We start from the raw sequence: 13,265 nt of genomic DNA on the forward strand, positions 1-13,265 counted from the left end.
GTGGGGCTCCTGGTCAAGGGAGTGAAATGGCGTCCGGATGCGGGGCATGCGGTCGTGTCGCGGTCCGGTCGCTGTCGGCTGGGTGGATTCCGCGCGGCGTTGTCGTGCTGCCGGCTGGTCTTTAGGGCGTAGAGACGAGGGTCAGGCCCGGTACGACGGGCGGGTGGTGAGGGGCGGGACGGCGTCGTGGAGTTGGCCGTCCAGGAGGCGGCCGGCTCGCTTTTTGCCGAGGCGGATCATCTCGACGCGATGCCCGAGGTCGTCGACGGGTTCTCCGACCAGCACGCTTCCGGCTACGGGGCGGCTGCGGATGACGTGGTAGCCGCTGGGGGCCCACTCTCCCCACTGCTTGAGGAAGTAGTGCACGCCCGCGGCCTGGCACTGGTCTCTGAGGCTGCGAGCCCAGGCGGGGTTCATCGGTCGGGCCTTGGGACCGGATTCGCCGCCCGCGATGACCCAGTGGATGCGTGCCCGCCGGGCCCAGTGATCACCGACGTGTTCCATGCCGTCGACCACTGCGCCCTCGGGAGCATCCAGGTAGGGGTCAGTGACGTCGGTCCGCTCGACGAGGTACGGCGTCAGGTCAACGTGTTCGACCAGCGGCTCGCACGACAGGAACCGGACCCGGGCGTTGATCTGGAGAAGGAGGGGGATCCGTTCGTCGGCGCGGCGTTGGTCTTCGACCGAGGTGCCTATCCAGACGTGGTCCGGCCAGGCGCCCGTCCAGGGCGCCATGGCGGACACGTTCTCGGGCCTCTTGGTCAGCAACTGCCAGCGCAGCCAGGGTGTCTGCTCGATGAGCTCCCAGAGCCGCGCGCGGGCGGCCGTGACCTGGGTGTGGTCCTCGAAGACGTCGCCCATGCTGGCGGCGAATACGCGGAGGGGGACGCCCGTGCGCTCTGCCTCGCGGTTCCACGTCAGGGGCTTACGCCAGTACGCGTCGGAGAGCATCCGGCGTTGGCCGCCAAGGTGGAACACGTCGTGGCCCCACCGGCGGGCGAATTGGTCCGCGTAGCAGTTCCTGCACCCGGGCGAGATTCGTGAGCACCCCCACCACGGGTTGAATGTCTTGTCGGTCCACTCGATTCCGGTGTGGTCACCCACGGGTCTCTTCTCCTGCGCGGTTGGGGGTGGTTGCGGAGGTCGGTGAGTTCCTGAGGTAGGAGGCGTAGGCGGTCTCAGCGAACCGCCACGCGGCGCGGTGGCCGCGCGGCGACGGCGCCGTTGTGGAGCCGGTCATGTGGTGGTCCTCTCGGGGGGTGCGGCCAGTTCCAGGAGCACGGTCGCGTGGCAGTGGTCAGGCTCGCCTGCGCTGGGCAGTGGGCAGGTGCAGGCCAGGTCACGGCTCTGCAGGCGGCTCAGGCCGGTGAGGACGCGGCACCGGTCGAACCTCTTTCGGCCGACGGCGTAGGTGTCGGGGCCCTCACCGTGCAGCCAGGCCCGGTAGCAGGTGCTGGCGTGCTCGCGGGCGGCAGCGGGTGTGCCCAGTTCCCGGGTGGTGCCGTCCGGTGCGATGACGACGCTGTTTTCGACGCGCCAGGGGTTTCCGTAGCGGCTGCTTCGGTCGACGATCATCGCGCTTCCGGCGCGCCAATTCTTTGTGCGCTTGCGCTGGGTGCGAGTTGGCATGGTGTCCGCCTGGGGGAGGCTGGACATGGCGCTCCTTCATGGTGTTGTGGTCCGGTCCGGGGGGAGGCAGCCGGAGCGGCCGGGCTCGGTGGCCGGCGGCCGCCCCGGGCCGTATCGGGGTGTGCTGGTCAGAGCGTGCGCGTGTTCCCCGTCCTGTTCGGCCAGGTGCGGCGGAGCCAGCTCCGCATTCGGTGCAAGCGCGCCGGCCGCCGCCTGGTGGGCGGGGGCGGCTGCGTGGGGGCGGGCTCCTCGGGGGCGGGCTCCGTGGGGTGGGTGTCGGCGGGTGCGGAGGTTGCGCGCCGTCGGTGGGCGGCAATGAGATCGCCGAGAGCGCTGGGATCGTCGGTGGAGGCGACCCACTCTCCGGAGGTGTGCCAGAGGCTGGTGAGGCAGGCGTCGGGGTCGTTCCACGTCTGGTAGTCGCCGTAGCGCTCGATGTACCCGTACTCGGACAGGGCCACGGGGCCCAGCTCGTCCTCGCTGTCGACGTGGCTGAGGTCGACGCCGTTCTCCAGCACGTGGATGGCGCTGACCTGCAGCCGTATTCCGTCTCCGGGATCGCGGGGCAGCTGGAGGTGGCCGCTGACGCGGAGCAGGTCGCTGGCTCCCAGGTCGGTCACGACGGCGTGTGCCAGCCCGGGCTCGGTGACCGTGCAGGGCATGACGAGTTCGTCGATGCGGTCTTCGGTGGGTGAGACGACCAGTTGGAACCGGGTTGTCTCACCGGACAGGTCGTCGGGGAGGGACTCGTCGTCGAGATAGCCCTCCAGAACGATCAGGCCGCCGGGTTCCCCGGGAGGAGGGGCAGGCAGGGGCGCGTTCACCGCACGGCCCTCCGTACTTGCCGGCCGCGGGGACGCAGCGCGCGGGGGAGTGCGCCCAGCGTCCTGCGGCGCTGGGCGTGCTCGCGGGCGTGGGCTCGCCCGTGGGCGTGCGCGCAGGAGGTGCAGGGTTCTTCCCCGCGGGCTTCATGGCAGTTGTGGCCCTCGACCGTTCCGTGCGGGGCGGTGATGCCGTGCAGGGCGGCGAGGCGGTAGAGGTCATGGGGGTCGGTGCCGGTGCGGACGGCGATGGTGCGCTGCGTGTAGCCGTCGCGGAGCAGGGTCAGGGCGACGGCCTGCGAGGCGGTCAGTGCCTGCCGCGGGCTGGGGATGACGGAAGCCGCCATGGTGGAGTCCTTTTTTCAACGGGGTACGGAAGAGGGCTGTCAGCTGGGCGATCCAGCGAGGTGGCGGGTGCCGGTGCCGACGAGTCGCAGCGCCGGCCGTGGCGCTGCGGGGTGCCGGGGGGCAGACAGTTCGATGTCGGCGGTGTGGACCACCAGGCGCAGGTCGCTGGTGTAGGTGTCGGGCAGGGCGAGGTAGCCGCTGACCGTCAGCGGGGCGCCGGGCTGCAGTGTGGCGAGGTCCGCGGCGGCCGCGGGGTCGGCCAGCGCGCAGGGCAGCACGGCCTCGCGGACTTCGTGATCGTGCCCGGCGGGGGCGCAGTTGTGGTCTTCGGGCGCGTACGTGAGCCGGAAGTAGGCCTGCCCGTCGATGAGCACGGCGGGGTCGGCGAGCGTCCCGCTCAGGGTCATCGGGTGGGTGTGCACAGACATGCTGAAGTCCTTCCGGGTCGTGCGGTGGCTGCGGGCGCGGCCGGGGAAGAGGCAGCGGCGGCGGTGCACGTGGCGGGTTCCTTGCGGAGATGAGCGGCGAGGCAGGCAGAGTTCTGGGGGAGCGCTGCTGCGACGCGGTGACGCAGGGCGTCGTCCGGCACCCAGATGCGTTGGCGTCCCTTCACTTGCGTGACGGGGGTGGCCAGTTGGGTGACGTCGGAGAGCTCCCAGTGCCAGGTGCTGTCGCGGTCGGCCCACGTGCTGCACCGTCCCTCGCAGTCGGTGTGCGCCTTGGAGATGCGGGCGACGGCTACTACGGCTCCCCTGGGCAGGTCCAGGTCTTGGGGCACGTGGCTCAGGGCCGCACGGTCGGTGTCGAGGCCGGCGTGGACGAGGATGAGTCCCTGGTAGGTGGGCGCCCAGCTGCGGTTTTCGATGTCCTTGCCGAGGGTGGCCACTGCCGAGGCGTAGGGCTGCCAGAGCGTCAGGGCGCGCACCGGGTACGCCTCACTGATCACGGGTTTCATACCGAGGCCCTCGCTTCCTGTGCCGGGGAGCTGATGGTCACCGTGGTGGCCGTGGGGCTGGCGGCGCGGCGGTGGGCGCGGCGGCCGCTGCGCCCGCGCGATTTTTTGATCGCGTACATGGCGGCGTCGGCGGCTTCGAGGACGGTCGAGGCCGACGGCTGCTGCACCTCGGCGACTCGTACGGCGCCGATGGAGGCGGTGACCTTGAGCGGGCCTCCCGGCCAGGGCACTGGCCTGGCGAGCTCGTGGGCCAGGCCGTCGATGAAGGCCTTCAGGTCCTGGACGCTGATCGCGGCGACGAACTCGTCCCCGCCGAGGCGGGCGCAGACGCTGCGGGGTCCGCCGTTCTGCGTGACGAAGTCGTCCAGCCGGGCGCCCTCGGCCGTGAGCACGGCGTCCCCGGCCTTGTGGCCGAAGTCGTCGTTGACGGGCTTGAAGCCGTCGAGGTCCAGGAGAAGCACGTGGGTGATGCGCCCCTGGCGGATCAGCCGTTCGGTGCGGTGCATCCAGGGGCGTCGCGTCCACAGGCCTGTGAGGGGGTCCCGTCGTTCGGCGCGGAGCTTGCGGACGAGCAGGCTGGCGTGGAGGGCCCATCCGGCTGCCGGTATCGCGGCGGTGAGCATGATCTCGTTCACGGCTGCCCCGCTTCGGTGTCGGTGATGGGGCGGACGACGACGTACTGGTCGTCGGGGAGGGACTGGTGGACGTGAGCGCCGTCGCCGAGGATCGCGGCCTCGGCATCGGCCTTGGCCAGGGCTCGAGGCTGGTCGGTGCCGATGGAGTAGAGGCGCTCGCCGGGGCGGCCGGCGCAGGGCGCGCAGCCCGGTGCCAGGGAAGTGGTTGCGGGCTGGGTTAAGGCTGTGGTCATCTCGAAGTGCCTCCGTTTCGGGGGTTGGTGGGGCGCGCCCGGTGGTTGCAGGCCGAGGGCGCGCCCCGCACGCGTGAGTGGGGCAGGGTGCCGGCGCCGTAGGCGCGGTTAGGGGTGTGTCGGCTTGAGGTGGGCCGCCGTGCGGTTTCAGGGCGTAGGCGGTCGGGGGCGAGCGTGATGTCGCCTTGAGAGGCGCTGCTCGTGGCGTTCCGAGGCCGGTTCAGGCAGGCAGTGCAGGTCGACCGCGTCCTTCGCGGCAGCGGTCAGCCACCGTCCGTGCTGTTTGACCACCGGTGCCCGTCAGGGCACATGAAGGTGTGGTTGCTCAGCAGTTGGAACGGGCCGCGGTCTTCCCACGCGTGGGTCCCCTCCGCCGGTGTCTGTTCGCACAGCGGGCACTTCCAGGTCGCCAGCTCGTACCAGGCCAGCGGCCGCGGCTGCGTCGACCTCGAGGGCAGCACCGGCACGGACGGGAAGGCCGCGCCCTCCAGGACGAACGCCAGGTGATCGACCGGCTCCGGCGCCTTCGCAGAGCGGACCGGGCGGGGTGCGATTCAGTCGTCCAGCCGTCCTGCCCATTCCGGCAGCCTCTGCTTCACCGGCCGGGAGCGGGGCACGGCTCGTACGAAGCACAGCACCCCTACCGCGACTCCGGCTGCGGCCGCGGCGGCCAAAGCCCACGAGATTTGTGCACCGAGCACGCTGTACAGCAGGGCCAGGGCGCATGCGGCCACCGCGTCGCCGTAGAACACGACGGCCCCCACCGCGAATCCGATGCTGTTCCTGATCAACGTCAGCATGAGTCGCTTCCCCCTCATGCCAGGGTCAGGCCGGTGCGCCACGCGGCGCCGACCGTACGGACGCCGGTGAACCCCTCATCAGCCAGCAGCGACAGTGACAGCGCCGTCTGCTCGTACTGCCACTCCAGGGTCTCGTCCGGCACCCGCCGGTTGGGCGGCCGCTTGTTGTTGCGCAGCAGGCAGACGTCGAGGCCGGTCACGAACACGACCGCGACTACGGGCCTGCCCCACCGCTGGGCCCGTGCCACAAGCCGGGCACGGACAGCGGCTTCTACGTTGGTGGAGTCGAGGACCGTGGTCTCGGCGTACTCCAGCCGCGTCTCCACCAGCAGGTCCTGGAGCTGGACAGCCTGCGGAGTCACGGACTGGTTCCCCGCGTCCCCGCTCAGGAGCCTGCGCAGACCGTCCAGGCTCACCACCCAGTCAACGGGGAAGGCGTCGGCGAGACGCGTCTTGCCCGCAGCTGCGGGGCCGACGAAAACCACGAGGGTCCCCGGCTCGAAGAGCTTCTGGGCTTCGTCGCGCTCGTGTGCGTCGGCGTCGTGGGCTGCGTCCCGGGCGTCGGGGTATCGGTAGTTGCCGGCCTGGCAGCCGGGTGACTGGCAGTCCCAGCCGAACGTCCCCTGGTTCAGGTGGCGTTCCGGGAACCGCCATGTGAGGTGCGGCTCCAGAGCGGAGCTCGTCATTGGAACTCTCCCAACTCATCTTCATCACAGGTCAGTTAGCAACCGGACGGGCAGGCGCCCGTGGACCGGGCGGGCGGGGTGCGTTCTTTACGGCGTAAAGAGCCCACCCGCACGGGTCCGTCCTGCTGTCACAGGTGGATGGTGATCTGGTGCCGGTGGTCACCGGCGTGGGTGTGCACTGTCCTGCGGTGGGCGTCCAGACCGGCGGCGCCGCCCTGGATCGGCAGGTGACACTCGGGGCACCCTTGGAACCACGTGTCCCCCTCGGGCAGTTCGGCCGGGGTGAGCGGGTGCGGGTGCGGCGGCCCGGGCTTCATGCGCCGATCACCGTCCGGGAGCCGGGGACGTATCCGATCGCGCTGGCGACGCAGCCGATGTCCATGAGGCTTCCGGCGGCGTCGATCCGGTCCCGCAGGACCGTGTTACGCGCCCAGGCGTGCCTGAGCTGTTCGACGAGCCACTTCGTGTCGTCACCGGCCTCGGCGAGCGTGGCCTCGATGGCGGCCAGCCGACCGGTGTTGAGCACGCCGGCGGCCAGGTAGGCGTCAGCCCTGCGGATTTCATCTTCGGTGAAGGCCTCGCCGATCCGTCGTGCGGCGTCGGCCTCCGGATCATCGCTGTAGCTGGCCAGCCCGCGGAGCATGACGGCCTCGCAAGCGAGCGCCCAGTCGTCCCAGCCGGTCTTGTTGCTGCTCTCGCGGAACGTCATGCCCACCCTCTTGGCGGTCATCGGCGGCCGCCGGTTCGGGTGGTGAGCCAGGTGGTGACGGCGGCTGCGCCAACACCGATCGCGCGGTGCAGGGCCGCATCCAGCTCCATCCACGCACTGCCCGGCCCGGTCAGCTCCGAGGTGGCCTTGCCGTCGTCATCGACGCGGGCGGCCTTGCAGTGCTCGATGTAGCCGGTCTTACCGGTCTTCTTCGCCAGCCACAGCAGCAGTGCGCCGCGGTCGATCGCGGCGTGGGTTCCGGCGTTGATGGTCGCGCCGGCGAGCAGCGCGCCGGGGGTAACGCGGTAGCCGAACGCGCGGGTGATCGCGATGGACGCTGCCAGCTGTACGGCGGTGTACGAGGCGACGTGGGCGCAGACCGCGCGCCTACCGAGGGCGCTGGCGGTCAGGGTCGGCTCGTTGCCGCGCTCGTCGGCTGAGTCGGCGGGGCACCCGTCACGGTAGACGAGGTGGTCGCCGTACAGCCGCTTACGCGATGCCGTTTTCGAGCCCTGGACCCAGTGGTCGCAGGCGGGGTGAAGCTCGCCGAAGACGCTCAGCAGGGTGCCGAACAGGGCGAGGCGTTCCACGTTCAGGGAATGACGGGGCATGTTGGGATCTCTCCTGATCTCGAAGGGGGTGAAAGGGGAGCGGGGCCGCTGGTCTCTTCGCCGGGCGGCGAGCGTGCCGATCGCTCAGGGGCGGGCATGATGGCGGAGCCGGTCTCCACCGGCCCCGTGTCCTTGGCTGCGTCGGGAGAAGTCGGCGGGCCGTAGAGCGTCAGGCCGTCTCGGGGGTGATAGCCGGCCGGGGGGAGGTGCTGCGGTTGCCCCGGAGTTCGGCCGTGCACGCGGCGCACAGGAAGCGGCACACCGCGGCGAAGGGGTCGGTCGTGCCGGTCCCGAGCTCGGCCAGGCAACCGCAGTTGTCGCAGACGAGGCCGATGAGCTTGCGGAGTTCGTCGAGCTGGCTCGCGAACGCGGCGCGCTCGTCGGGGAGCATGGCGGCGACGATCCGCTGAGCGTCGTTCCGGTCGCCGGCGAGTACGGCATACACGGCTGCCGTCTCCGGGAACGCGGCAACGGCGGTCGCCGTGACCTCGGTCGGGGGGCAGCAGGTCGGCGGCTGGAGTTCGCGGTCGTCGTCCTCGGCCGGGCCGGGGTCGGGGGGCACCAGCGGTGCGGGCGTCTCGTACGGGGCGGTGATCTTGGCCACGGCGACGCGGATGCGGTCGGCGTTGTCCAGGACGAAGGAGCGCTGCTGCTCGGGCGTGATGCCGTTCAGGTGAGCGGCGGTCTCGTCCTCGGGCGGGCCGGCCGTCTCGGCCAGGTGCTCCAGGTGGAGCGTCGCCACGACCAGCTCGCTGATCATCGGCGTTTCCGTGGCTCGGGTGCTGGGGCCCACGGCCTCGGCGGACTCGGGTGCCTCCGTACGGCTGTGGGTGATGTCCATGGTCGTCATGGGGAGCTGGCCCTCCGTGTCGGTCGGAGCCCGTCTGCCGGGCCTCTGCACTGCCCCGGCCCGCGAGGGGTCGGGGCGGCACAGGGGTCCGGCAGGTCAGGCGCTGACCGGCTCGTCCCACACCTCGCGGTTGAGGTGCTGCTCCAGGAGGCCACGCACCTGGTCCATGGACGTGACGGGGACCGGCTCGTCCTCGGTCTCCGGGACGACGAAGGCGTATTCGTGGGTCGCGAACTTGCCGTCCTCGTTCTTGCGGTAGTGCACGTAGGCGCCGTCGGTGAGGGGGAACAGGGCGCTGGTGCCGTCGATGCCCACCCACAGCTTGGCCTTGTGCAGGAGGTTCCCGGCGGGGTCGATCTTCCCGGAGTACATCGCGGCCTCGTGGGCGCCGCCGGCCCGGGCGGCCTCGGTCAGGCGGTCGATGAGTTCCTCGGCGTCGGTGGGCAGCTCCTCGTCCGTCTCCTGTGTGTCCAGCCCGTAGGCCGGGGAGGTCGAGGTGCGGGTGAGGGCACGCAGCGGCGACATGAACGAGTCGAGGAGCTCGCTGACCCCGAAGGCGAAGGCGATTGCGATGAGGCCTGCGCAGAAGGCGGCCCAGGTCGGCGTGGTGCTGCCCGGCCAGCCGTCGACTCCGGCGGCGGTCAGCAGGGCCGGCGCGTTGTAGCCCAGTACACCGCCGGTTCCGGCGGCGGCCAGCAGGACGACGTTTTCGAAGCCGGCCATGGCGATGGCGGCGGTGGTGCGCATGGTCTTGCCCATGGGGTTCTCCTCCTTGGGGAGTCCGGGAGTGGGATGCAAAAGCGGTAGGCCGCCCGATCCGGGATCAGGCGGCCTGCGGAAGGTGGCCGAACAGCCGGTGGTGCACGTCGCGTTGACCAGCGACGGTCACGTGCTCGTCCTGAGATCCGATGAGGTTGTCTGCTGCATTGCCGTCCGAGGCGAGCGCGGGCGTGAAGTCCATGGGGGCACCTCACCCTTCGGCCCCGACCAGGACGGCGACCATCAGCCCCGACCACCGGTCACGATCAGGCAACGTGTTGTCTGAGCTGCCGTGGTCGGGGTGTTGGTCGGGCCGACCATGACGGGCCCGGGCGCTGAAGTGCCCGGGCCCGAGTTTTGGTCGCACCCTGCACTGCCGCGGAGAAGGCGTGATGATCGCTGCGGTCAGCTTGCTGCCCGCAGACTCCAAGGCGGCGGGAGCGGCTCATTGCCGCCGCTCTGCGCCAGTCGCGGTCCGACCCCGCTCCTGGAGGCTGTCGGTGTCCGCGTCTTCTTCTTGCGCACTGCCAGGTATGGGACGGAGCAGTGCCAACACCCCGTCCAGTTCATCCGGCTTCACCAGGACGGCGCGCGCCTTGGAGCCCTCGCTGGGACCGACGATGTCGCGGGACTCCATGAGGTCCATCAGCCGCCCGGCCTTCGCGAAGCCCACCCGGAGCTTGCGCTGAAGCATGGACGTCGAACCGAACTGCGTGGACACGACCAGTTCGGCCGCCTCGCACAGCAGGTCGAGGTCGTCGCCGATCTCTTCGTCGATCTCCTTCTTCTGCTGGGTGCCCACGACGTCGTCCCGGAAGACGGGCGCCATCTTCTCCTTGCAGTGCTGGACGATGGCCGCGATCTCGTTCTCGGTCACGAAGGCGCCCTGCATACGGGCCGGCGTGCTCGCTCCCATCGGCAGGAACAGCCCGTCGCCCTTGCCGATCAGCTTCTCGGCGCCGGGCTGGTCGAGGATGACCCGCGAATCGGTGAGCGAGGCGGTGGCGAAGGCGAGCCGGGAGGGCACGTTCGCCTTGATCAGACCGGTGACGACGTCGACCGACGGCCGCTGCGTGGCGAGCACCAGGTGGATGCCGGCCGCGCGCGCGAGCTGCGTGATCCGCACGATCGCGTCCTCGACGTCCCTGGGGGCGACCATCATCAGGTCGGCGAGCTCGTCGACGATCACCAGCAGGTACGGGTACGGCTGGAGGTCGCGCTCGCTGCCCGCCGGCGCCTTCACTTTGCCGCTTCGTACGGCGGCGTTGAAGTCGTCGATGTGCCGGAACCCGTAGGCCGCGAGGTCGTCGTAGCGCAGGTCCATCTCCCGTACGACCCACTGGAGGGCCTCGGCGGCCCGCTTCGGGTTGGTGATGATCGGCGTGATCAGGTGGGGGATGCCCTCGTAGGCCGTCAGCTCGACGCGTTTGGGGTCGACGAGGACCATGCGCACTTCCTCGGGGGTCGCGCGCACCATGATGGAAGTGATCAAGCAGTTGATGCACGAGGACTTGCCGGAGCCGGTGGCTCCGGCGACCAGGATGTGCGGCATCTTCGCGAGGTTGGCCATGACGTAGCCGCCCTCGACGTCCTTGCCGAGCGCGACCAGCAGGGGGTGATCGTCGTCGGCGGCCGCTGCCAGCCGGAGCACGTCACCGAGGTTGACCATCTCGCGGTCGGTGTTGGGGATCTCGATGCCGACCGCAGACTTGCCGGGGATCGGCGAGATGATCCGCACGTCGGGGCTGGCGACGGCGTACGCGATGTTCTTCGTCAGCGCGGTGATCCGCTCGACCTTCACGGCCGGGCCGAGCTCGACTTCGTAGCGCGTGACCGTCGGGCCGCGTGTGAAGCCGGTGACGGCAACGTCGACCTTGAACTCGGAGAAGAGGTTCGAGAGTGACGCGACGACCGCGTCGTTGGCGGCACTGCGCGCCTTGCCGGGCCCGCCGCGCGCGAGGAGGTCGAGCGAGGGCAGCGCGTACGTGATGTCACCGGACAGCCGGAGCTGTTCCGCGCGCGGGGGAACATCGCGCTCCTCGCCAGCGGACGACGCCTTGGTGAGGTCGGGGACAACCAGGGGAGTCGACGTCGTCGCGGGCGGCTGTGCAGCGGGGGCCGGCGTTGCTGCGGCCTTGAGTTTCCCGCGCGGCGCGAGGGCCGCCTGCTTGACGCCGTCGGGGTCGTACGCCACTTCGACGGGCCCGCGACGGCGGGTGCGCGCGGTCGGCGGCGGCTCGTGCCGCTGCTCCGGGATTCGCTCGTCGTCCGCACTGGGCATGTCGGCTGTCTGCTCCTGGACGACGCCGAGGTGCACGACGAGCGCCCGCAGCCGCTGCGGGATGGCGTTGACCGTGGTGGCCGTGACGACCAGCAGCCCGAAGACCGTGAGCAGCACCAGCAGCGGGGCGGCCAGCACGTTGCTCACGGTGTAAGTCAGTGGGGTCGCGACGCCCCAGCCGATCAGTCCGCCGGCGCCCCGAATGGCCTGCATGCCGTCGTCCCGCGCGGGCGAGTGCGACGCGATGTGGATCAGTCCGAGGAGGCCGATCAGCAGCGTGGACAGGCCGATCACGATACGGCCGTTTGCCGTGGGTTTCTCGGGGTGCCGGACGAGCCGGACGGCGATCACCACGAGCAGGATCGGCACGAGCAGGTCGAGCCGCCCGAAGGCGCCGGTCACCAGGATCTCGACCAGGTCGCCGACCGGGCCCTTGAGGTCGGCCCAGGTGCCCGCGGCGACGATCAGCGCGAGGGCGAACAGGAGCAGCGCAGCGCCGTCCTTGCGGTGTGCCGGGTCGAGGTTCCTGGCGCTCCGCCCCATGGTTCGGAACAGCCGGGACACCATCCTGGTAAGGGTGGGCGCCGATTTCGCGCGGGTCCTCTTCGCGGGGGCCCGCTTCGCGGGCGTCCTCTTCGCCGCGGCCCTCTTCGCCGGTGCGCTCTTGGCCGGTGTCGTCTTGGCGGGTGTCGTCTTGGCGGGAGCCCTTTTCGCGGCGGGTTTCTTGGTGGGGGTCTTCTTCACAGTGGCCTCCATGGAGGTTGGGTAGGCAGGCGGTGCTTGGGTGAGGGGGACCTGGCGGATCGGTCTTCTGCCGTTACGCGAGCAGGGTCATGACGAGCGCGAGGCCGGCGAAGGCGATGAGGACTACGGCAGCCAGCGAGAGACGGGGGTGCGGTGCCCCGGCAAGGGAAGTTGGTGGCGAGGACCGCCAGTACGCGGTCTGGGTGGCCGGGCGGACACCGCACGGCCCCGCGGTTCCGCCTGTTGGGGCGGCGAGCGGGGGCGTACGGAGAACGGCCGATCACTGGTGGAGCGGGGTGTTGCGGAATCAGGCGAGGTCGTTCTGCGCGTCATGCGGGGCCAACGTCACTCCTGGTCGCCGGGGAGTTCGTTGTGGGTGGTGCCGAACCACTTGGTTTGGGTGTGCAGTTCGTTGTGCTGCACGTAGTTCGGCCCGGTGAAGTGGTTGACCGTGTTGTTCGGCAGGGCGGAGGCGCCGTCGCGTACGGCGCGCCCGATCATGCGGGCTGCGACGCCGATCGATGTGATCACTCCGACGGTGCCTACGCCGACGATGGTCAGCGTCGTCGGGCTGACGTGAGCCAGCCGCCACAGCACCAGCGAGATGGCGGCGCTGACCGGCAGCGAGCCGAACGAGTACACGAGTACGAGTGCCGCGTGGTCCGTGGCCCGCTGGGACATGGGCGGTCGTCCGTGCCGATCGAACGGCACGTCGTCTCCCATGGCGGGCTTGGGCGGCGGAAGGTCGGGGGCGACGAGTCTGGTGGTCGTGGGGGCGTTGCTGCTGTACCAGTTGGCCAGCATGCGCGCCTCGTCGACCGCTTCCTGAGCCGTCTGCCCCCGCCCGAGGCGTGCGAGGTCGTCGGCCATGTGGCGTGTCTCCTTGCTGAGGGGTCGGGGGTGGACGCAGTAGAGGCGGCCCGCTGGGTGCGGGCCGCCTCTTTCGTGGGGTGGCGCTCTACTTGGACGAGACCGAGTTGACGGTCTGGGAGGCGGACTGGACTCCGTTGCCGATCATGGTCTGAACCTTCTCGACGGCCGTGGCACCCCAGGGGGTGGCGACCGCGAGGATCCAGAACAGGGACACGGCGAGGAACTCCCGGCGGCGGAAGGAACTGTCCCTCTTGAACCAGATGCCGAGGCCGATGCAGACAAGGACGAAGAGTCCGGTGACGGTGATGTTCATGGAGAAAGCTCCAATTCG

20 protein-coding genes are annotated in these 13,265 nt (G+C 70.4%); 1 reads left to right on the forward strand and 19 read right to left on the reverse strand.

Annotated elements, in window-relative coordinates; all coding sequences use genetic code 11:
* Window positions 1–141: 141 nt before the first annotated feature.
* The 17 genes from ACFY30_RS33890 to ACFY30_RS33970 form a co-directional block, all read right to left on the reverse strand.
* Entirely contained in the window at window positions 142–1,104 is a 963-nt protein-coding gene (locus ACFY30_RS33890; RefSeq protein WP_390848973.1) for a DUF5131 family protein, read from the reverse strand.
* A 132-nt stretch (window positions 1,105–1,236) separates the two neighbouring features.
* Entirely contained in the window at window positions 1,237–1,656 is a 420-nt protein-coding gene (locus ACFY30_RS33895; RefSeq protein WP_390848974.1) for a DUF4326 domain-containing protein, read from the reverse strand.
* Between the two features lie 101 nt (window positions 1,657–1,757).
* Window positions 1,758–2,453, reverse strand: coding sequence for a hypothetical protein (locus ACFY30_RS33900; protein ID WP_390848975.1), 696 nt, complete (start codon window positions 2,451–2,453; stop codon window positions 1,758–1,760).
* Window positions 2,450–2,797: a hypothetical protein gene (locus ACFY30_RS33905; RefSeq protein WP_390848976.1), complete on the reverse strand. Its 348-nt coding sequence runs from the start codon at window positions 2,795–2,797 to the stop codon at window positions 2,450–2,452. Before ACFY30_RS33905 ends, ACFY30_RS33900 begins: the two co-directional genes overlap by 4 nt.
* 39 nt (window positions 2,798–2,836) lie before the next feature.
* Complete coding sequence (locus tag ACFY30_RS33910; RefSeq protein ID WP_362998595.1) at window positions 2,837–3,226, reverse strand: hypothetical protein; 390 nt, start codon at window positions 3,224–3,226, stop codon at window positions 2,837–2,839.
* Window positions 3,202–3,753, reverse strand: a complete 552-nt coding sequence (locus tag ACFY30_RS33915) for a hypothetical protein (RefSeq protein ID WP_390848977.1) — start codon at window positions 3,751–3,753, stop codon at window positions 3,202–3,204. Before ACFY30_RS33915 ends, ACFY30_RS33910 begins: the two co-directional genes overlap by 25 nt.
* Window positions 3,750–4,388: a GGDEF domain-containing protein gene (locus tag ACFY30_RS33920; RefSeq protein WP_390848978.1), complete on the reverse strand. Its 639-nt coding sequence runs from the start codon at window positions 4,386–4,388 to the stop codon at window positions 3,750–3,752. The genes ACFY30_RS33915 and ACFY30_RS33920 overlap by 4 nt, the downstream gene beginning before the upstream one ends.
* Window positions 4,385–4,621, reverse strand: a complete 237-nt coding sequence (locus tag ACFY30_RS33925) for a hypothetical protein (RefSeq protein ID WP_390848979.1) — start codon at window positions 4,619–4,621, stop codon at window positions 4,385–4,387. The genes ACFY30_RS33920 and ACFY30_RS33925 overlap by 4 nt, the downstream gene beginning before the upstream one ends.
* A 554-nt stretch (window positions 4,622–5,175) precedes the next feature.
* Entirely contained in the window at window positions 5,176–5,421 is a 246-nt protein-coding gene (locus ACFY30_RS33930) for a hypothetical protein (protein ID WP_390848980.1), read from the reverse strand.
* 14 nt (window positions 5,422–5,435) lie between these two features.
* Entirely contained in the window at window positions 5,436–6,107 is a 672-nt protein-coding gene (locus ACFY30_RS33935) for an AAA family ATPase (RefSeq protein ID WP_390848981.1), read from the reverse strand.
* A gap of 128 nt (window positions 6,108–6,235) precedes the next feature.
* Window positions 6,236–6,424, reverse strand: a complete 189-nt coding sequence (locus ACFY30_RS33940) for a hypothetical protein (RefSeq protein WP_390848982.1) — start codon at window positions 6,422–6,424, stop codon at window positions 6,236–6,238.
* On the reverse strand, window positions 6,421–6,816 hold the full coding sequence (locus tag ACFY30_RS33945; protein ID WP_390848983.1) for a hypothetical protein: 396 nt from the start codon (window positions 6,814–6,816) through the stop codon (window positions 6,421–6,423). Before ACFY30_RS33945 ends, ACFY30_RS33940 begins: the two co-directional genes overlap by 4 nt.
* Before the next feature lie 17 nt (window positions 6,817–6,833).
* Window positions 6,834–7,427, reverse strand: a complete 594-nt coding sequence (locus ACFY30_RS33950) for a hypothetical protein (protein WP_390848984.1) — start codon at window positions 7,425–7,427, stop codon at window positions 6,834–6,836.
* Window positions 7,428–7,596: 169 nt separating this feature from the next.
* Window positions 7,597–8,277 (reverse strand): hypothetical protein, encoded by a 681-nt coding sequence (locus tag ACFY30_RS33955; protein ID WP_390848985.1) that lies wholly within the window; start codon window positions 8,275–8,277, stop codon window positions 7,597–7,599.
* 96 nt (window positions 8,278–8,373) lie between these two features.
* A complete protein-coding gene (locus ACFY30_RS33960) occupies window positions 8,374–9,036 on the reverse strand; it encodes a hypothetical protein (RefSeq protein WP_390848986.1) in 663 nt (220 codons plus the stop codon).
* A gap of 64 nt (window positions 9,037–9,100) precedes the next feature.
* A complete protein-coding gene (locus ACFY30_RS33965; protein ID WP_390848987.1) occupies window positions 9,101–9,238 on the reverse strand; it encodes a hypothetical protein in 138 nt (45 codons plus the stop codon).
* A 243-nt stretch (window positions 9,239–9,481) separates the two neighbouring features.
* Window positions 9,482–11,860: a DNA translocase FtsK gene (locus tag ACFY30_RS33970; protein WP_390848988.1), complete on the reverse strand. Its 2,379-nt coding sequence runs from the start codon at window positions 11,858–11,860 to the stop codon at window positions 9,482–9,484.
* On the opposite strand from ACFY30_RS33970, the gene ACFY30_RS33975 reads away from it, so the two are divergent.
* Entirely contained in the window at window positions 11,859–12,086 is a 228-nt protein-coding gene (locus ACFY30_RS33975) for a hypothetical protein (RefSeq protein ID WP_390848989.1), read from the forward strand. The genes ACFY30_RS33970 and ACFY30_RS33975 overlap by 2 nt on opposite strands.
* Before the next feature lie 320 nt (window positions 12,087–12,406).
* Here the strand turns inward: ACFY30_RS33975 and ACFY30_RS33980 are convergent, their stop codons facing one another.
* Window positions 12,407–12,931 carry a hypothetical protein gene (locus tag ACFY30_RS33980; RefSeq protein WP_390848990.1) on the reverse strand — a complete coding sequence of 175 codons (525 nt, stop codon included), beginning with the start codon at window positions 12,929–12,931 and terminating at the stop codon, window positions 12,407–12,409.
* A gap of 88 nt (window positions 12,932–13,019) precedes the next feature.
* Window positions 13,020–13,247: a hypothetical protein gene (locus ACFY30_RS33985; protein ID WP_362997511.1), complete on the reverse strand. Its 228-nt coding sequence runs from the start codon at window positions 13,245–13,247 to the stop codon at window positions 13,020–13,022.
* Between the last annotated feature and the right edge of the window lie 18 nt (window positions 13,248–13,265).

This window comes from Streptomyces sp. NPDC000345 (assembly GCF_042898825.1).
Lineage (GTDB): Bacteria > Actinomycetota > Actinomycetes > Streptomycetales > Streptomycetaceae > Streptomyces.